This window comes from Cytobacillus solani (assembly GCF_001420595.1).
GTDB lineage: Bacteria > Bacillota > Bacilli > Bacillales > Cytobacillaceae > Cytobacillus > Cytobacillus solani.
Genome location: NZ_LJIX01000006.1, coordinates 3,006,390 through 3,025,658, shown reverse-complemented (window position 1 = coordinate 3,025,658; position 19,269 = coordinate 3,006,390). Strand labels below are relative to the sequence as shown.

The window sequence follows — 19,269 nt, the reverse complement described above, 5'->3', positions numbered from 1 at the left end:
AATTGTTTTTACTATTTTAACAAGAGATATGTTGATAGGAAATACAAATTTAGTTTACTGTCTTTTTTTATAAAGAAAATAGATGACGACTGATGTAATAGCAAAAATAATGATGGGGAGTAGAACAGGTTTGGCATATTCTTTAATTTCTCGCCAATGATCACCAAGCTGAATGCCTAATAATAGGAATAATACGGTCCAAGGGATCATTGCTGCTATCGTATACATGCTGAAGGTTGATAGCGGCATTTTTGCAATGCCTGCTGGGATGGAGATCGCATGGCGGATGACAGGAACGAAGCGAGCAGTAAAAATAACACCGGTTCCATATTTTTGAAACCATTGCTCGGATGCATCTAAATGTGATTTCTTAATTAATAAAAATTTCCCATATTTATCAAGAAATGGTCTTCCGCCATATAGTCCGATCCAATAAAGAAAAAGCTGGGCAATGGTTCCGCCGATTATACCTGCAGCGAGCGCTCCCCAAAAGTGAATTTTCCCTGTACTTACCAAGTAGCCTCCGTAGCTGAGGACAATTTCACTAGGAATGACTTCAACCATTAATCCTAGGGCAATCCCTATGTATCCAAGCTGGGATAAAACCTCGAATATAGAAAAGAAAAGTTCTTTCAACTTCCTATCCCCTTTATCATAAAAATTAAAAAATGCCTGTCATCTGTAAAATGAGTATGGAAGATCCTAAGATCCAAACATAAACAGCAAATATTTTCAAGGACTTCCGTTTAAGAAAATTAATCATGTACACAACGGCTATGTAGCCAAATATTGCGGAGGCAAGTGTTGCCACGAACAGGCTGCCAATTGAGATAGCTTCGATATGTCCAGCTGCCATTTCCCCAAATTGGAGGATAATTCCGCCTGCAATTGCTGGAATGGAGAGAAGAAAAGAAAAATAAGCAGCGGTCTCTCTGTCTAATTTTCGGATTAATCCTGCCGCAATTGTGAGACCCGATCTTGAAATAGCAGGAAAAATGGCGGCTGCTTGAAAGGTTCCAATAAATAAAGCATCCCCATAACTAATTGTCTCCATTTTCTTTCTGCCGTTTTTAATGCTGTCTGCAAACCATAAAATGAATCCAGTAATTAAAAATTCCCACCCAATTGTAACGCCTGTTTTTGAAATAGAATCGAATAGATCACTGAATAGAAAGCCAACAATAACAGCAGGAATCGTTCCAACGACAAGAAGCATAGAAAGTTTCCCAAAAGGATTCTTTAAAATCTGAAAGAGCTCGTTTTTATAAACCACAAGAACGGCGAGCAAGGTACCAACATGAAGCATCGTATCAAGAAATAAACCTGCATCATCCAGGCCGAATAAATGCCGGCCTAAATATAAATGGCCAGTACTTGATATTGGCAGAAATTCTGTCAGTCCTTGAATGATTCCAAGAATAAAAGCTTCTAATTTAGACATCAAATTCCATCATCCTCTTCATATATGAATATAGGTTGTCTTTACCAATTTTATTCAAGTTGTCCCAAACAAGAACTGAAATTAGATAAAGCAAAGAGAGAAGGAATTTATAAATCCGCTAAAATGTATGAAACTTTATTCAAGTTAGCGCGTACATAATATCATAAGAGAACTCATCCTAGCTTCATATATAAATTAGAACTACTTAAGGAAGTTTTCGAATGAAAAAGGAGGAACGAACATGCCATCAAATGATGAAAGGTTGCTGGCTACAGCTATTTACGTTACAAGTTTCTTTACAACCATTATTGGACCACTGGTAATCTGGCTGTTAAAGAAGGATGAGTCCGAGTATATTAACTATCATGGAAAAGAGTATTTCAACTTCATTATTTCTTATGGAGTATATTCCATCATTAGTATGATTTTAATGATCATTTTAATCGGGTTCCTTACAATTTGGATTGTTGGGATAGCGGCATTTGTCTTTACGATTATTGCAGCTGTGAAAGCTTATGAAGGGAAGGAATATCGTTTCCCTCTCGTCTTCAGACTTATACGATAATCGGAAAAATCCAAGAGATTTCATCTCTTGGATTTTTTTTTGAACGAAATTGAAACTTGTGCGTCTTATAGGTAATTACAGATGAAAGAAGCAAAGGAGGATTTTGAAATGGAACTATCACAGGTTAATTGGGAAGTTATTATACCAATTGTTGCACCTATCATTTTGATTCAACTAATACTTTTGGCCATTGCCATTATTGATTTAGTGCGGATTGAAAAAGTAAACGGGCCTAAATGGGTGTGGATTCTTGTTATCCTTTTCGTAAATATTGTCGGACCCATTCTATATTTTGTAATCGGAAGGAGAAATGATTAATGTCAGTTGTTCATGTGAAGAACCTCAAGAAAAACTATCAAAAGCATGAAGTGATAAAAGGGATAGACTTCGAATTAATGGATAAGAAATGTATCGCATTGCTAGGTGCGAACGGAGCTGGAAAAACAACCACTTTACAAATGCTTTCAGGATTAATGAAGCCAACAAATGGGGAAATCTTATTCTCAGGATCCCGGGAAGGAGATGATTTTCGTCATTTAATCGGTTATCTTCCACAACACCCGGTGTTTTATGACTGGATGACCGGTAGGGAATTTTTAGAATATGCTGGGAAGCTTTCAGGTTTATCAAAAAAGGATTCAAAAAAAAGAACACAGGAATTATTGGAATTAGTTGGCATTGAAGAAGCGAAAAATCGTCGAATTGGGAAGTATTCAGGAGGGATGAAGCAAAGATTGGGGATTGCCCAAGCGATTATACACCGTCCTAAATTAGTTATCCTAGATGAACCGGTCTCTGCCCTTGATCCATTTGGACGAAGGGAAGTACTTGAATTGATGGGAAGATTGAAAAAGGAAACAGCTATTCTTTTTTCAACTCATATCTTAAATGATGCCGAAGAGGTGTGTGATGAAATTCTCTTTCTTCATAATGGAAGATTAGTAGAGTCAGGTACAATGGAACAGCTTCGAGATAAGCATCAGCAGGCAAAAATAGATCTTGAGTTCAAAGAGGACGCTGCACGTTATGCGGACCTGTTCACTGCTCTTGTAAAAGTACAATCACACGCCATTAAAAGAAATAAAATAAGTTTTTTCGTCGAAGATATAGAGCTTGCGAAAATAGGTTTTCTAAAGGTGATTGCAGAGAGGAACCTTCCGCTTGTAAAATTTGAGATTAGCCGCACAAGTTTAGAGGAAGTATTTATGAAGGTGGTAGAGAAATGAAACAGTGGATGACTTTGTTAAATAAAGAGCTGCTAGAGATGACACGAAATTTCAAATGGATATGGGTTCCTATTGTTTTTATTCTAATAGCGGTAATGGAACCGATTACCGCCTATTATATGCCGCAAATAATTGATTCTCTTGGTGATTTGCCAGATGGTGCTGTAATTGAATTACCAGTACCATCTGCGGAAGAGGTATTAGTTGCTTCGTTAAGTCAATATAATACACTAGGCCTGTTAGTGATTATCTTAAGTTCCATGGGGATCATCGCAGGTGAAAGAAAAAGCGGGGTTGCAGGATTAATATTAGTAAAGCCTGTTTCATATACGGCATTTGTAACTGCAAAATGGGCTGGGGCCATGCTATTACTTTGGATATCTTATTTCATCGGGTATTTTGTATCCTGGTATTATGTTGGAATCCTTTTTGACACGATTCCTTTTATAGATTTTATCCAATCGTTTTTCATATACGGTTTATGGCTTTCTTTCGTTCTTACGATTACGGTTTTCTTTAACTCATTTCTTAAATCACCAGGTGCAGTCGGATTTCTTTCGTTCGCAGCTGTTATCGTATTAATCGTTATAAGCGGGACATTTTCGAAATGGTTTGAATGGAGTCCAGCTCAATTACTTTCCTATGCAAGTACGTTTATAATGAGTGGCCCAATCTCTTCTGATGTTTGGGCGGCGATTATCCTATCCGTTTCCGGAATCATTATGTTATTAGGAGGAAGCATTGCCATTTTTCGACGAAAAGAACTTGCATAAGTTCATTCATTTTGTCAAAGCAAAATCTTAACCTCCTCACTAAAAGTTTTGGTAAGATAATAAGCGAAACTGTAAATGAGAGGAAGAAGTTCGGTAATGAATGATATTGGACTCGTTTTGGAAGGAGGAGGGATGCGCGGCGTCTATACGGCTGGTGTTCTAGAATATTTCTTGGAGCAGGAAATAAATTTTCCTTATGTGATTGGCGTTTCCGCTGGTGCCGGTGTAGCTGCCTCCTATTTATCAAAACAAAAGGGACGGAACAAAATTGTAAATATTGAATATGTATCAGATCCCCGCTATATTTCATGGCGAAACTTCATTAAGTCCCGGCAATTTTTTGGGATGGATTTCATTTTTGATGAGATTCCTAACAAATATGTTCCCTATCACTTTGATGAATTTTACGGCAATCATGCGGAATTTGTGATAGGAACGACGGATTGTCAAACAGGGGAACCAGTCTATTTCGGAAAAAAGGACTATGGAGAGGATCTGCTGAAAATTGTTAGAGCTTCCAGCTCATTGCCATTTATTGCTCCTGAAGTGCATTTTAAAAATCGTATTTTGCTTGATGGAGGAATTAGTGATCCAATCCCAATAAAAAAAGCTCAAAATGATGGCTTCAATCGGTCGGTAGTTATTTTAACTAGAAACAAAGGATACAGAAAGAAGCCTTCGAAATTTCATTTTCTTGTCAAAAGAAAATACCCGCAGTATGACGGATTACAGCAAGCATTGGCAAGCCGTTATCAAAAATATAATGATACGGTCCGCTATCTCGAAGAAGAAGAAAGAAACGGCAGAGTTTTAATCATTCAGCCTCTAGAACCTTTAGAGGTAGGAAGAATGGAAAGAGACCCAAATAAGCTGGAAAAATTATATCTTCAAGGATTTGAAGATGCAAAAAGGTATAGAGATAGAATCCTCAATTGGTAAGCAATTATTGTTATTTTATAATGAAAAGCTATCGTTTTCACGATAGCTTTTTTCTATTTTATGAACCAAATACTTTCATTTTAATGACTGCTGCATATTCGCGGATAAAAAGTGTTGCCTTCACTACCTTTGGCGTTTCAGCAGCTAAAGGGTAGCCGATGATGCCAACTTTATTTGCGAAAGTGGTCGCTCGATAGAGATGAAAGTCATTACTGACAATGACAGCTTCATCAATTTCGTAAAGTTCTTTAGTGAATTTTAAGTTTTCGTATGTGGAAGTGGAGCGATCTTCAACCAGGATACGGTTTTCATTAATATGATTCTCAATGAAAAATCGACTAAGTGCTTCTGCCTCTGTAATATTTTCGCCTTTTCCTTTGCCGCCAGTAACAATGACAACGGTGTTAGGGTTGTCTTCTAAATAGGAAAGTGCTGTTTTTGCTCGATAAAGCAGACTTAGAGACATTTCCTCCCCGTTCACTTTTGCTCCGAGAACGATAAGGTACGGAATATTTGCAGGAGGAGTCTGATTCGCGGTTTTGACCATCTGGATATGAATTATCAAAATGATAACAAGCGGGATTATCAGCAATCCACCAAAATAGATGAATTTTTTCATGTTTTTCCTCCTAAAAATCATGTTTGGGAAAGTTCTTTAATAGAATATAAGAGATTCAATTAATTAATAGCATATTTTCAGTTTAGAAGGAAGGATTTTCCTTCTTGCTTAGTTAGGAGTTTTACATATGAATATACAGCAATATTATAGAAGAACAGCATCCCTTTCCTTAAGTGTCAGCCTCGCTACACTGATTCCTCTATTTTTTCTTATTATTTACGGAATTATGATTGCAAGGGATGGAAGAGTTGTCTTGGTTGTTCTTCCCTTTCTCGTATATAGTTTTTTTTGTTATCAACATTATTTGGTCTGTGATCGGCGGTCGAAAGCATTTTCAGAGAACCTGCTGGAAAATAAAAACAAGAATGAAACACTAGTAAAGACAGATTATGTACTGCTTCATTTTTTGCCGGCTCCCTCATTACGAATACTATTCTTTAGCAGTGATGGGCAATTATTGGGAGAGCTTAGAGAAAGGAAACTTCTTTTTTTTAAATGGTTTTTACCGCGTTTTTTGGACAAGCTTTTGGAAAGAAAGTTTGGGCTTTATGATGAATCAAACCATATGTTTGCAATCTTTACATTTAATAAGAATCAGATAGAAATAATGGATAAAGATCAGAACTTAATAAATATCATCAGCGTATTGGATGAAATGCGTTCAAAAACAATTTTTGAAAGTAAGGGAGAGGAAATCGTTGTTACGCGTGCACATATGTATATGGATTATCAGTTTTTCCATAATCAAATAAGGGTTTCTAGGCTCCAAAAGGGCATAATGCCGATAGAGTGGGAGAATAAAATTAAGGATCCGAATACGCCAGTACTTTCTTTCGAAAAAAGTTTAAGTGAAGAACAAAAATTAAACATGTTCGCTATCCTTGCGAATATCCTCCACTAAATAATGGTGTGCCAGGAACTGTTCAGGTTTTTGAGGGTGGAAATTTAATGCACCTTAATAGTCTTTAGGTGAAGGGTCATGTATGATATAGCATATAGGATTCATCTTAAAGAGGTGTGTGTATGAAGAATTGGATTGTAGGAGCAGCAATTGTCACTGTTCTGTTAATCATCGCTGATAGGTATATTTTTAATGACAACAATAATGAGATTGAACAAATAGATAAATATGAGAAGTTAGAGAATGCTAGCGAGCTGCCAATTGGATTAAATGAAGGAAAACGGGCACCTGAATTTGAATTAGTTGATTTAAATGGGAAGTCAGTTCAGTTAAGCGATTATAAAGGCAAGCCTGTTCTTCTTAATTTCTGGGCGACCTGGTGTCCGCCTTGTAAAGATGAAATGCCTCATATGGAAAAGCTTTATAAAAAATATAAAAAAGATGGGTTTGAAATCCTTGCAGTCAATGTGACAACTTCAGAAAAAGACCCAAAGCATGTGGGGCAGTTTGTAGATGAATACAAACTGACATTTCCAATCCCATTAGATGAAAATGGGGCTGTTTTTCATGATTATGCGATCATTGGCTATCCAACAAGCTTTTTCATTGATTCAGATGGGGTCATTCGAAGAAAAGTAATGGGTCCGGTAGAGGAAGACGAATTAGAAAAGGAAATCCTGAAACTTTTATAAAAGAAAACGGTGCTGCCATTTTGAGCAGTACCGTTTTCTTTTATTCAGCTAATCGTTCTTTAATTCTTCTTTTTCGGTACAGCATCATGCCTGCTTCAGCAATATCATTAACAGCTGAGCGATTAATAAAGGCGCCAAATAGCAAACCAGCAATCGGAATCATCTGAAAGAGCTTTTTCCAGCCAACCTGATCTCGATAAGTAAATACGACTTCCCGCCATCCTTGAAGTTCAGAGACCACTTCTCTTTTCGCCTGTTCATCTTCTGGGGAGTCGATGAGAGAAAGCTGATTTAAGATCGCTTTTTTTCCAACAATATCGGAAGAGACAAACTGTAGAACTTTAACAATGTACATTCTTTCTTTTTTATCATTCGGATTATAGCCATAGCATATCGCAATATCCTGAAGGGTTTTTAACTGCATACCAAGCAGTAATGGGATATCGATTGTTAGCGTAAAGATGCCTCCGATTCCCGTACTCGCCCCTTGAACGGTGGCAAGTTTTTTGCGGTTTCCGGTTAGCTTTGTAACTGTTTGATCCATTTCAAGGATCGGTATCGCTGCAACATCCTCTAAATTTTCCACATCCCGATTAGGGTAATACGACTTAATGGAGGAAACGGAGCTTAAATAGCTTCCTCCTGATTGTACATATTGACCTAATTCATCCAAGATAACGCCGATCTTATTTTGCAAAAAAGCAGGGGTAAACTTGTCCAATAATTTAAAGGGCAGCCGGCCGATTTTCTCCCAAAACCATAAATCACTTTGATCCTTTTCCCAATCCTCACTCTTTTTCAATTCAGTTAGCAATTGTTCTTTTGTTTCATTCACAGTCCATGTATCCTTCCATTCCTAAGATATAATTCTATACGTGCCATTGTACAAAAAAGTTTCATACCTATTGGCAAACTGAAAAATTTTTGTTAAAATAATGCCTTGTGGCTCACCTGAAATTTTCAGGGGGAGCGGGTAGGGAGAGGGCTAATTGAATAGTTAGGTCGTTTCATTATGAAGAAAAACTGGTTTACCCATTTCTTTCAGCTTGAGGAAAATCAGACTTCGATTAAACGTGAAGTTTTGGCAGGGATGATTGGATTTTTTACAATCGTATATATTATTGCCGTTAATTCACTTATTTTATCGGAAGCTGGGATTCCACTTGAAGCAGCTATTTTTGCAACGATAATTACATCTGTTGTTGGCTGCCTATTAATGGGCTTATGGGCAAATGTGCCAATTCTTCTTGTACCAGGCATGGGGATTAATGCATTATTTTCCTACACCATTGTTCAATCAATGGGAATGTCTTGGCAGGAAGCGTTAGCCGTCGTCTTTGTTTCTGGTTTAATCTTTACTTTTGTTGCTTTTTCTCGTTTTTCGACTGTTTTAAGTGAATCCATTCCACAATCTTTGAAAGAAGCAATAACAGTGGGACTTGGATTATTTTTAATGCTAATCGGACTAGAGAAGGGCGGAATTGTCGAGAAAGGGACAAATTCAATCATTGCTCTTGGTGAACTTGGAGAACCGCAAGTACTTGCGACCATTCTTACCTTCCTAATAGCCATAATTCTTTTTATGCGCAATACACCGGGGAATTTTTTGATTACGGTGGTTGCAGGCTCAGTAATTGCATGGTTATTTGGCTTGATTGACTTTACACAATCAGAGGAGAAGGCATTCTCATTATCGGATTATATGGAAGTTTTCGGTGCCATGTCATTTGATAATATCCTATCAATTACCTTCTGGATTGCCGTCTTTTCATTAACAATGGTTCTTGTGTTTGAAAATATCGGTTTAGTTCATGGCCATGTTTCATTTATTAATCGTTCAGATAGGTTTACTCGTGCTTTCCAGGCGAATTCGATATCGGCGATGTTATCCGGGGTATTTGGAACAAGTCCAACTGTGGCAACAGTTGAAAGCACAGCTGGTATGGCGGCAGGAGGCAGAACAGGATTAACGACAATCATCACTGGTTTGCTCTTTTTACTTTCTGCGTTTTTTATTCCGGTTATTAAGCTGATCCCTAATAGTGCCATTGCACCGATTTTAATGATTATTGGCGGATTGATGCTGCAAAATATTCGTAATCTAGATTTGAAAGATTTAAGTGAAAGCTTTCCAGCGTTTTTTATTATTGCGATGATTCCGTTTACGTATAGCATTGCAGACGGAATCGCTGTCGGGTTTATCCTTTATCCGATTCTCAAAATTGCGATTGGCAAAGCAAAGGAAGTTTCCTTATCCTTATATGTCATTGCAGGACTCTTTCTTTTTAATTTTGTTTTTCATGTGATAGGTTAATAGATTGTAAATAGATGAAAGAAGTACTTTTGGGTGCTTCTTTTTTTGTAGAAAAAACACTTCAAATTGTAAATTTTATTTACTCGTGATAAAATTCAACTAATCGAATAGGATTCCTTCGGGGCTGGGTGAAATTCCCAACCGGCGGTGATGAGGGTGACCTCTTAGTCCGTGACCCGTTTTCAAATGTTGGAAACGGTGGATTTGGTGAAATTCCAAAGCCGACAGTTAAAGTCTGGATGGGAGAAGGAATGACTAATTTGCGTAAAAATTGTATTGTTTTACGCTTCTTTGGTTATGTTTTTTTTGCCCCGTACATATTTGTGCGGGGCTTTGTTTTTTCTGGAGAAATCAATGGATGAAAGGAGAATAAGAAAACTAGTATGAAAGATGAAGAATATATGAAACTGGCATTAAGAATGGCACTATCTATGAAAGGGCAAACAAACCCGAATCCGATAGTTGGAGCTGTTGTTGTTAAAAACGGCCAAATCATTGGAATGGGCGCTCATTTAAAAGCTGGAACTGCCCATGCGGAAGTACACGCCATTCGTATGGCTGGGAATGAAGCAAATGGAGCGGATTTGTATGTTACCCTTGAACCTTGCAGCCATTTCGGAAAAACACCCCCTTGTACAGCATTAATCTGTAAATCAGGAATCAAAAGGGTTGTTATCGCAGTGCTTGATCCAAACCCTCTTGCAGCTGGTCAAGGGATCGCTCAACTGAAAAGGGCTGGTATTGAAGTAGAGGTAGGCGTTGGAAAAGAAGACGCCTATACAATGAATGAACCATTTTTTCATTTTATTCAGACGAACACCCCTTACGTAACAATCAAATCGGCAGCCTCTTTAGATGGAAAGACTGCTGCAAAAACAGGTGACAGCAAATGGATTACCTCTCCAGAATCCAGATTGGATGTTCATCAACTAAGACACGAACATGATGCTATCCTAACAGGCGTGAATACGATTATTCACGATAATCCACATTTAACCACCAGACTGCCCCGAGGTGGAAAAAATCCCATTCGAATCGTATTAGATACACATCTACGAACACCTGTTGAATCCAATGTCATACAGGATGGAGCCGCAAAAACCATTATATTTACCGGAAGAGAAATAAATGAAAATAAAGTAGAAGCAATCCAGCAATATGGAGTAGAGGTTTTTCCTTTCTCAACACAGACTGTACTTATTCCAGATGTATTAAATGAACTGGGAAGTAGAAACATCATGTCTGTTTTAGTAGAAGGCGGTTCTGAAATTCATGCATCCTTCGTCAAAAATGATGCATTCCAGCAAATCGTTTTGTATATAGCGCCCATAATCATTGGCGGAAAAGAGGCAATTCCTTTTATTGGGGAAACTGGCATTGAATTCGTCAAACATGCAAAAAAGCTTTCATTTGAATCCATTGAGTATGTTGGTAAAGACATAAAGTTATTGGCAAAGCCTATAAAGGAGGGATAACGCTTTGTTTACGGGAATCATTGAAGAACTCGGTACAGTAAATAGTGCCGTCAAGTATGGGAAGACAATTAAGTTAACAATTAAGGCATCTAAAATCTTAAAGGATATTCATTTAGGAGACAGTATTTCCGTCAATGGTGTTTGTTTAACTGTAACAGAAATAAATAGTGATGAGTTTTCCACAGATGTCATGCCAGAAACTTTTAAAAGCACTTCATTATCATCTGTTAAAGAGCAGACAAAGGTTAACTTAGAAAGAGCGCTGGCGGTTAATGGAAGATTTGGAGGGCATTTTGTCACAGGACACGTAGATGGCATTGGACAAATACTAAAAAAGGCTGTTAAAGAAAATGCTATATATTTTGATATTTCAGTCCCTATATCATTCAGTCACCTCCTTTTAATGAAGGGCTCAATCGCAATAGATGGCATATCCTTAACCATATTTGGGGTAACGGATGATTCGGTAACTGTTTCGATTATTCCACATACAGCAAAAGAGACCGTACTAGATATGAAACATGTAGGTGATACAGTCAACATTGAGTTTGATATGCTAGCAAAATATTTGTTTTCATTTATGAAAAGAGAACAAAAAGAAACGAGTCGCAAACAAATTTTGTCAGAAAGCTTTCTACAAGAACACGGCTTTCTTTCTTAAGAAAGGACAATTGGAGGTAAATGAAATGCTTAGTGAAATAGAAGTAGCCATAGAAGATTTAAAGTCAGGGAAGGTCATTATTGTTTGCGATGATGAAGACAGGGAAAATGAAGGTGATTTTGTTTCGATTGCACAGTATGTAACACCGGAAACAATCAATTTTATGGCGAAAGAAGGAAGGGGCCTAATTTGTGTCCCGATTGCAGAATCATTGGCTACAAAGCTGGATCTGCAACCGATGGTAACTAGTAACACGGATAGCCATAAAACAGCTTTTACTGTCTCAATCGATCATAAAGATACCTCAACCGGAATTAGTGCATTTGAGCGTTCATTAACAATTGAGAAAATGCTTGATAAGAGTGTGTCTCCAACAGATTTTAACCGCCCTGGACATATATTTCCCCTTATTGGGAAAGAAGGCGGCGTCCTTAGGAGAGCAGGTCATACTGAAGCAGCCATTGACCTTGCAAGACTAGCTGGAGCGGAACCAGCAGGAGTTATTTGCGAAATTATGAAAGATGATGGGACAATGGCCCGTATGAATGACCTTGAAGCTGTTGCTCAAAAGTACGATTTAAAAATAATAACGATAAAACAATTAATCGAGTACCGATACAAGCATGAAAATCTTGTTAAAAGAGAAGTAGACATTCAATTACCAACAGAGTTTGGATTATTTAGAGCTATAGGTTATTCGAATTCAATTGATGGGAAAGATCATGTTGCATTAGTTAAAGGAGAGATCACTAAAGATGAACCTGTTTTATTGCGGGTCCATTCGGAATGCTTAACAGGTGACGTTTTTGGCTCTAATCGCTGTGACTGTGGTCCCCAATTGGAAGCGGCTCTTACACAAATCGAGAAAGAAGGAAAAGGAATACTTCTTTATATGAGGCAGGAAGGCAGAGGGATAGGACTTATAAATAAGTTGAAAGCTTATAAGCTGCAGGAAGAAGGATATGACACAGTCGAAGCAAACCATAAACTAGGCTTTGCAGATGATTTGCGCGATTACGGAGTTGGTGCACAAATACTAGTCGATTTAGGTGTAAGGAAAATGAGGCTCTTAACCAATAACCCGCGAAAGATTGCCGGATTAGGAGGATATGGTCTTGAAATAACAGAGCGTGTCTCATTGCAAATGCCGACGAAAAAAGAAAATGATTCATATTTAAAAACTAAAAAGTCAAAGCTTGACCATTTATTAACTTTTTAATAGGAGAGATGAGAGATGAAAAACGTAATTGAAGGCCATTTAGTTGGCACAGGTTTAAAAATGGCAATTGTCGTTTCCCGCTTTAATGAGTTTATTACTAGCAAATTATTAAGTGGTGCTGAAGACGCCTTAAAACGTCATGGTGTGAATGAAGAGGACGTAACAATCGTTTGGGTGCCTGGAGCTTTTGAAATTCCTCTTGCAGCGAAGAAGCTCGCTCAATCGGGAGCATATGATGCTATCATTACTCTTGGAACAGTCATTCGTGGAGCGACACCTCATTTTGATTATGTCAGTAATGAGGTTGCTAAGGGGGTTGCATCCACTGGAATGGAAAGCGGCATTCCCATTATCTTTGGTGTTTTAACAACAGATACAATTGAACAGGCGATTGAACGTGCCGGGACGAAAGCAGGTAATAAAGGCTGGGATTCTGCAGTGGGAGCAATAGAAATGGGTAATTTATACAAACAGCTTAAATAGCATTTTGATAGAATAAAGAAGTAATGGGGCACTGAATAATTCAGTGCCCCATTTTAATGACAGAAGAATTAAAATATGAGAGAATATTTTTGTAATCAACATATTTCGACTTTTTAAATATTTGTTTTTATATATAATGAAAAAAGTGTTATATTTTGTTAATTTTTTGTCGGAGGTAAGATAATGGAAGTTTTTGTTGCAAGGCAGCCGATTTTTAATCTTACAGAAGAAGTGTTTGGTTATGAGCTTCTTTATCGAAAGGATAAAAATGAGAATGCTTTCCCTGAGGTAGATGGAGACCAGGCAACCACTGAACTTATTATAAATAGCTTTTTAAGTATTGGGATTGATAAGCTTTCTAATGGCAAACCTTGTTTCATTAATTTTACAGAGAATTTGCTTAAGTTAGGCCTTCCAACGTATTTTAGACCTCGAGAGATCGTCGTAGAAATTTTAGAAACGGTTATCCCGAGTCCGGAATTAATCGAAATATGTATGGATCTGAGAGCACAAGGCTATCTAATTGCACTAGATGACTTCGTACTGAATGAATTAAATCCATATACACATGATCTATTAAAATTTGCGGATTTTATTAAAGTTGATTTTTTGTCTACTCCTTTTGAGGTGAGGGAAAAAATAGAAGCGATTGCGAAAGATTTGAATATTGAATTGGTCGCTGAAAAGGTCGAAACAAGAGAAGAATTTGAAGAGGCAAAGAAACGGGGCTATCACTATTTTCAAGGTTATTTCTTTGCGAAGCCGGTAATTATTTCGACACATGATGTACCGACCTATTTTCATTCATATTATGAAATGATTCAAAATTTGTCGATGACTGAACCGAATATTGATCGAATTACGGAGTTAATTGAACGAGATATTTCTTTATCGTATAAGTTATTAAAATTAATCAATTCTCCCGCTTTTCGACCAAAGCAAAAGATTAATTCAATCCGGCAGGCGGTTGTCTTGCTTGGACTAATTGAGCTTCAAAAATGGATTTATGTACTTGCTGTTCGGGAATCAACAATTGGGGAAAGAGAGATTTCTCAAGAAATGATCCATATTAGCCTTACAAGAGCGCGAATGTGTGAAGAAATCGAAAAAATCAGACAGAACCGGCCATCCTCACCAAGTAATTTTATGACAGGCATGTTTTCTATGGTTGATTCATTATTGAGTATGCCTATGGAAATGATTCTAAGAGATTTACCGCTAGAAGAGGAGATTTGTGAAGCATTAACGGGTAAAGATAATCAGCTAAAAGATGTGCTCGATCTCGTTCTCGCTGTTGAAAAGGCAGAGTGGACGGTTATCAGTGAAAAATGTAAAGATCTAACAATTGATGAGAAGGATTTATTCAAAATTTATGCAGAATCACTTAGCTGGGCGAATGAGCTCAGTTTTGGAGAACAATTGATCTAAATGATAGAAGACCTGCCATATGAAGATTAGGCAGGCTTTTTCTATTTTTTTAAGAAATCAAGGACAGGCTGAAGATTTTGTTTTTCTTTCGCTGCAAAATATTGATGAAAAGGGTCACCATACTGATTAATTCTTTTTAGAATGGCAGGAATTTGAAAGTCAGCGATCCGTAAATGTTCATTTACTTCTTCCCAGTGAAGGGGAGTAGCAACTGTGGCTTCTTTAGTTCCTCTTGATGAATAAGGAGCAATAATCGTTTTCCCTTCTGCATGTTGAATATAGTCGACGTAGAGGCGATTGCCACGATTTTTTTTCATCCGTTCAATTGTAAAGGAATCTGGTTCTTTTGAGACTAAGTAATCGGCAATAAAGGCTGTGAATAGTCTAGTCTCTTCAAACGTATACGTATTTTCCTGGAGAGGAAGGTAAATTTGCAATCCTTTATTCCCGGATGTTTTTACAAAGCCAATTAGTTCAAGCTGATCGAGAATTTCCTTAATATATTTTGCGGCTTTAACGGCAAGTCCAAATGCCTCTCTTGATGGAGGATCAAGGTCAAAAACAATTTCACATGGTCTATGATTATTTATCGTTTGAAAAGGAATATGATATTCAAATGCAAGCTGATTCCCAAGCCACAGTAAGGTTTTAAGATTATTACAAACGATGTAATTAATCCCATCAGCCATTTTAGTTTCAACGAAATCTGGCGCATATTCTGGGCAGCTCTTTTGGTAAAAAGACTCTCCGAAAATTCCATGTGGGTAGCGGATAACTGTTAATAATCGATCTTTTAGAAAAGGAAGCATATATGGGGAAATCTCTCTTAAATAATGGATGAAATCAATCTTTTGTAAAGGAGGCTCTTCCCATAATGGTTTATTTGGATGGGTAATGATCACATCTGGCGGCAGATTCTTCTGTCCCTGAATGAATTGATCATACGTACACGAATCCGGTTTTATTTCAAATTTAAATTGATGGAAATGTGGTTCACGCATCTGTTCCTCATAGATTTCCAAATATTTGATTTCTACACAAATGGCCGGCTCTACATAAATATATTGATTGTCCTCATCTGCTTTATTTTCTTTAATGATTTGGGCAAGTGCTTTCTTCTCATCGGGCTTTATACCAAAGATAAATTGCCCAATAGGAATAATTGTCTGATTCCTGTATACACCAACATAAAAATAACCATTGGATTTTTCATATGAGGTGATAAAACAAGTGGCATATTTCCAATTTTTATATTTAACCCATAAAGAGGTTCTTTTTCCATCTTCCCATCTATTATTTTGCTGTTTGGCTACAATTCCTTCTCCATCATAAAGAGTAACCTTTTCCCAAACCTCGGCGAAATTTTTATAATATGGAAGCATTTGAATGAGTTTAACACTTTTTTCATCGGGTTTAAGGGGGAGATCACATTGTTTAAATAATGCCAGCAATATTGCTTTCCTCGAAAGATACAGTTCATTTACTACTGATTTTCCGCTTAATTCGATTACATCAAATATGAGAAGTCTGCAAGGGGAAGCATTTGCTTTATCCGCAATCCTTTTTTTTGACCGCATTCTTCCCCTAACTTGAATGGAGCCAAAATGTGCCTTATAGGCATTTTCGAGAAAGACCAATTCTCCATCTAAAGTAAGAGGCAGATAAGGGGCAAATTTGTCCTTGTTCGTTTCAAGGAATAATCGTACTTCTGGAAATAATTCCAATAATGATTTGCCGTTTCTGCTCGTAAGCGTTATTTCATTATCGTCCCAATGTAAAATCGCCCGAAACCCATCGTACTTAACTTCATAAAGCCACTCTTTTCCTTCAGGAATCTCAAAAGAAAGACTAGGCAGCATCGGCTTCAAATGGTTAAACCTCCTAAATTGCAAACGTATCTTTTATTTTTTCCAGTTGTATAAAAACTACTCTTTCTAAAAGAAATCTTTCCAACATTTAAAATGTATGCATTAGGTACAGTAACGCAAATTAAGAACAAAAAGATAGGAGCATGCATTATGCATACAATCTGGAAAGGCAGCATTAGCTTTGGACTTGTCAACATACCAATCAAGCTGCATGCAGCCACCGAAGATAAGGATATCAAACTGAGAAATCTGCATAAAGAGTGTCATTCGCCGATTAAATATGAAAAAGTTTGTCCTGTTTGTGATGTAGAGGTTAAGACGGAGGAAATTGTTAAGGCATATGAATATACGAAGGGGAAGTTTGTCGTTCTTGACGAGGAGGATTTGGAAAAGTTAAAGAAAGAGAATGAAGATAAAGCAGTCGAAATTATTGATTTTGTAATGATGGAACAAATTGATCCGATTTATTATGACCGTACGTACTATATGTCACCTGGTGATGGAGGGGGAAAGGCATACTCTTTATTGCGGAAAGCGCTGGAAGAATCTGAAAAAGTAGGGTTGGCAAAAATTATTATCCGCTCTAAAGAGCAGTTAGCTGTGCTCCGTGTGTATGAAAACACACTTGTTATGGAAACCATTCATTACCCTGATGAGGTTCGAAAAGCGGGTGATGTTCCTAATGTTCCTGCTGAAGATAAAGTAACGAAGAAGGAAATTGATACGGCAATTCTGCTAATTGATCAACTAACAACAGATTTCGAGCCCGATAAATATACGGATGAATACCGAACAGCGCTTCTTGAGCTGATTGAATCGAAACGGACTGGAAAAGAAATTGTTACACCGGTTGAAAAAGCACCTGCTACAAATGTGACTGATCTAATGGCAGCACTACAAGCGTCGATTGACAAGACGAAACCGAAAAAACCTGCGGCAAAAAAGAAACGTGTGTCTTCAAAAGCCAAAAAAGAAGCATAAAATTGAATGGATCATGTAAAAGCCGATTTTGAATTAGAAAATCGGCTTTCTTTCAATTTATTATTGAGTTATTTTCTATTTCCTTCTAGTATATGGGATATAGTCATAAACTGGAGCTGAAAAAAATGGAACAAAAAATATTGCCTGCATCGACAACGATGAAGGAGTTTGAGCACTTTTTGAAAAGCCCCTATAAAATTGGTGTCTTTTTGGACATGCATATTGCCCAATTGAAAAATGTAAATCAAATGGCTAAAGCATGTAATAAAAAAATGATTTACCACGTTGATATGATTCATGGAATAAAAAGTGATGATTATGCAACAGAATATATTTGTCAAGAGTATAAACCGTTTGGAATAATTTCTACGAAATCGAGTGTAATTTTAAAAGCAAAGCAAAAGGGAGTTGTAGCGATTCAAAGGATATTTCTCATTGATTCTCATGCGCTTGAAAAAAGCTATAAGCTAATAGAGAAAACGAGGCCTGATTATATTGAAGTCATGCCAGGAGCGATGCCATGGATGATAGAAGAGGTCAATCAGCGGTTAAATACACCCATTTTGGCTGGAGGTCTTATAAGGACGAAGGAAGAAGTAGTAAATGCATTGCAAGCTGGAGCCTCAGCAATCACCACTTCCAAGATAGATTTATGGGAAATATTTAATGACTAAATCTAATTGACAACGTTTTCATAGAGTTGTATACTCAATTTACAAGTTAATTCTATGTGTCGGAGATTAGGAGATTCACACAGTTTTGCCTTTTTAAGGTGTATTCTGTTGTGGATCTCTTTTTTTCGTCTATTTTGTCTTTAAGATGAGAGAGGGGATATGAGATGTCAGCTTTTATGGGAGAAGTTGTCGGAACGATGATTTTGATTTTATTTGGGGGAGGCGTCGTTGCCGGAGCGAATTTAAAGAAAACATTCTCTTTTAATGGAGGATGGATTGTCGTTACAATTGCTTGGGGTTTAGCGGTAACAATGGGGGTATTTGCAGTTGGATCGATTAGTGGTGCCCATTTGAATCCTGCTGTAACCATTGGTTTAGCTTTAAATGGGGATTTTCCTTGGGCGGAAGTGCCTGAATATATTATCGCTCAACTTATTGGTGGATTTTTAGGCGGTGTACTTGTTTTCCTTCATTACTTGCCGCATTGGAAGGCAACGGAGGATCAGGGAGCGAAATTAGCTGTATTTTCAACCAGCCCTGCCATTCCTCATACTTTTTCGAATCTATTAAGTGAAGTGATAGGTACATTTATTCTTGTCCTAGGTCTATTATTTATAGGTGCAAATAAGTTTTCAGAAGGTTTGAATCCGATTGCAGTGGGACTATTGATTGTAGTAATCGGAATGTCACTTGGGGGTACTACAGGCTATGCAATTAATCCTGCACGTGATCTTGGTCCTCGTATTGCGCATTTTGTGCTTCCAATTCACGGAAAAGGGAAATCAGGCTGGGGCTATGCGTGGATCCCTGTTCTAGGACCGATTATGGGAGGATCACTTGGATCTATTTTCTATCAGATTTTCTTTACGGAAAAACTTTCAAACATGTTATGGACAGTTCTAGCTGTTAATATAATAATATTAATCATTGTTTATCTTATGGGTAAAAAAGAAAAAATGAATACAGAATCTTCTAAAGCTGCGGCATGATCGAAAGATTTTAAGATTGAA

General features: G+C 37.3%; 21 protein-coding genes and 1 riboswitch. Of the genes, 16 read left to right on the top strand and 5 right to left on the bottom strand.

The features are described from left to right. Positions 1-54: 54 nt before the first annotated feature. Entirely contained in the window at positions 55-636 is a 582-nt protein-coding gene (gene uptA, locus AN957_RS16975) for an undecaprenyl phosphate transporter UptA (protein ID WP_053476627.1), read from the bottom strand. 25 nt (positions 637-661) lie between these two features. Further along, positions 662-1,441: an undecaprenyl-diphosphate phosphatase gene (locus AN957_RS16970; protein ID WP_053476626.1), complete on the bottom strand. Its 780-nt coding sequence runs from the start codon at positions 1,439-1,441 to the stop codon at positions 662-664. 241 nt (positions 1,442-1,682) lie between these two features. On the opposite strand from AN957_RS16970, the gene AN957_RS16965 reads away from it, so the two are divergent. The 5 genes from AN957_RS16965 to AN957_RS16945 all read left to right on the top strand — a co-directional run bounded on the left by AN957_RS16965 (position 1,683) and on the right by AN957_RS16945 (position 4,944). Beyond that, positions 1,683-2,006 carry a DUF4870 domain-containing protein gene (locus AN957_RS16965; RefSeq protein WP_053476625.1) on the top strand — a complete coding sequence of 108 codons (324 nt, stop codon included), beginning with the start codon at positions 1,683-1,685 and terminating at the stop codon, positions 2,004-2,006. A gap of 108 nt (positions 2,007-2,114) precedes the next feature. Beyond that, on the top strand, positions 2,115-2,324 hold the full coding sequence (locus AN957_RS16960) for a PLD nuclease N-terminal domain-containing protein (protein ID WP_053476624.1): 210 nt from the start codon (positions 2,115-2,117) through the stop codon (positions 2,322-2,324). Continuing rightward, entirely contained in the window at positions 2,324-3,232 is a 909-nt protein-coding gene (locus AN957_RS16955) for an ABC transporter ATP-binding protein (protein ID WP_053476623.1), read from the top strand. The genes AN957_RS16960 and AN957_RS16955 overlap by 1 nt, the downstream gene beginning before the upstream one ends. Then, positions 3,229-4,005, top strand: coding sequence for an ABC transporter permease (locus AN957_RS16950; RefSeq protein ID WP_053476622.1), 777 nt, complete (start codon positions 3,229-3,231; stop codon positions 4,003-4,005). The genes AN957_RS16955 and AN957_RS16950 overlap by 4 nt, the downstream gene beginning before the upstream one ends. A gap of 96 nt (positions 4,006-4,101) precedes the next feature. Then, on the top strand, positions 4,102-4,944 hold the full coding sequence (locus AN957_RS16945; protein ID WP_231690094.1) for a patatin-like phospholipase family protein: 843 nt from the start codon (positions 4,102-4,104) through the stop codon (positions 4,942-4,944). Positions 4,945-5,002: 58 nt separating this feature from the next. Here the strand turns inward: AN957_RS16945 and AN957_RS16940 are convergent, their stop codons facing one another. Next, positions 5,003-5,563 (bottom strand): YdcF family protein, encoded by a 561-nt coding sequence (locus AN957_RS16940; protein ID WP_056685305.1) that lies wholly within the window; start codon positions 5,561-5,563, stop codon positions 5,003-5,005. Between the two features lie 127 nt (positions 5,564-5,690). On the opposite strand from AN957_RS16940, the gene AN957_RS16935 reads away from it, so the two are divergent. Both AN957_RS16935 and AN957_RS16930 read left to right on the top strand, forming a co-directional pair. After that, the gene (locus AN957_RS16935; protein WP_053476619.1) at positions 5,691-6,464 is read left to right on the top strand and encodes a hypothetical protein; all 774 of its coding nucleotides are present in this window, start codon (positions 5,691-5,693) and stop codon (positions 6,462-6,464) included. 122 nt (positions 6,465-6,586) lie between these two features. Then, positions 6,587-7,156, top strand: a complete 570-nt coding sequence (locus tag AN957_RS16930) for a TlpA disulfide reductase family protein (RefSeq protein WP_056685303.1) — start codon at positions 6,587-6,589, stop codon at positions 7,154-7,156. A gap of 40 nt (positions 7,157-7,196) precedes the next feature. Here AN957_RS16930 and AN957_RS16925 read toward each other — a convergent pair whose 3' ends face one another. Beyond that, positions 7,197-7,991: an EcsC family protein gene (locus tag AN957_RS16925; protein WP_053476617.1), complete on the bottom strand. Its 795-nt coding sequence runs from the start codon at positions 7,989-7,991 to the stop codon at positions 7,197-7,199. Positions 7,992-8,168: 177 nt separating this feature from the next. On the opposite strand from AN957_RS16925, the gene AN957_RS16920 reads away from it, so the two are divergent. The 6 genes from AN957_RS16920 to AN957_RS16890 all read left to right on the top strand — a co-directional run bounded on the left by AN957_RS16920 (position 8,169) and on the right by AN957_RS16890 (position 14,736). After that, complete coding sequence (locus AN957_RS16920; protein WP_053476616.1) at positions 8,169-9,470, top strand: NCS2 family permease; 1,302 nt, start codon at positions 8,169-8,171, stop codon at positions 9,468-9,470. A gap of 110 nt (positions 9,471-9,580) precedes the next feature. Continuing rightward, a riboswitch (FMN riboswitch) is annotated at positions 9,581-9,725 on the top strand. A gap of 128 nt (positions 9,726-9,853) precedes the next feature. Continuing rightward, positions 9,854-10,945, top strand: a complete 1,092-nt coding sequence (ribD, locus tag AN957_RS16910) for a bifunctional diaminohydroxyphosphoribosylaminopyrimidine deaminase/5-amino-6-(5-phosphoribosylamino)uracil reductase RibD (RefSeq protein WP_053476614.1) — start codon at positions 9,854-9,856, stop codon at positions 10,943-10,945. 4 nt (positions 10,946-10,949) lie between these two features. Beyond that, positions 10,950-11,606: a riboflavin synthase gene (gene ribE / locus AN957_RS16905; RefSeq protein ID WP_053476613.1), complete on the top strand. Its 657-nt coding sequence runs from the start codon at positions 10,950-10,952 to the stop codon at positions 11,604-11,606. 25 nt (positions 11,607-11,631) lie between these two features. Beyond that, positions 11,632-12,825: a bifunctional 3,4-dihydroxy-2-butanone-4-phosphate synthase/GTP cyclohydrolase II gene (locus AN957_RS16900; RefSeq protein WP_053476612.1), complete on the top strand. Its 1,194-nt coding sequence runs from the start codon at positions 11,632-11,634 to the stop codon at positions 12,823-12,825. A 15-nt stretch (positions 12,826-12,840) separates the two neighbouring features. Beyond that, positions 12,841-13,308 carry a 6,7-dimethyl-8-ribityllumazine synthase gene (ribH, locus tag AN957_RS16895; protein WP_053476611.1) on the top strand — a complete coding sequence of 156 codons (468 nt, stop codon included), beginning with the start codon at positions 12,841-12,843 and terminating at the stop codon, positions 13,306-13,308. A gap of 183 nt (positions 13,309-13,491) precedes the next feature. Continuing rightward, on the top strand, positions 13,492-14,736 hold the full coding sequence (locus AN957_RS16890) for an EAL and HDOD domain-containing protein (protein ID WP_056685296.1): 1,245 nt from the start codon (positions 13,492-13,494) through the stop codon (positions 14,734-14,736). A 41-nt stretch (positions 14,737-14,777) separates the two neighbouring features. Here the strand turns inward: AN957_RS16890 and AN957_RS16885 are convergent, their stop codons facing one another. Then, positions 14,778-16,604 carry a DNA ligase D gene (locus AN957_RS16885; protein WP_056685293.1) on the bottom strand — a complete coding sequence of 609 codons (1,827 nt, stop codon included), beginning with the start codon at positions 16,602-16,604 and terminating at the stop codon, positions 14,778-14,780. 150 nt (positions 16,605-16,754) lie between these two features. Here AN957_RS16885 and ku point away from each other — a divergent pair, with 150 nt between their 5' ends. The 3 genes from ku (at position 16,755) to AN957_RS16870 (ending at position 19,248) form a co-directional block, all read left to right on the top strand. Further along, on the top strand, positions 16,755-17,585 hold the full coding sequence (ku, locus tag AN957_RS16880) for a non-homologous end joining protein Ku (RefSeq protein WP_053476608.1): 831 nt from the start codon (positions 16,755-16,757) through the stop codon (positions 17,583-17,585). Between the two features lie 125 nt (positions 17,586-17,710). Continuing rightward, positions 17,711-18,259, top strand: a complete 549-nt coding sequence (locus tag AN957_RS16875) for a glycerol-3-phosphate responsive antiterminator (protein ID WP_053476607.1) — start codon at positions 17,711-17,713, stop codon at positions 18,257-18,259. Between the two features lie 164 nt (positions 18,260-18,423). Continuing rightward, entirely contained in the window at positions 18,424-19,248 is an 825-nt protein-coding gene (locus AN957_RS16870; protein WP_053476606.1) for an MIP/aquaporin family protein, read from the top strand. Positions 19,249-19,269: the final 21 nt, after the last annotated feature.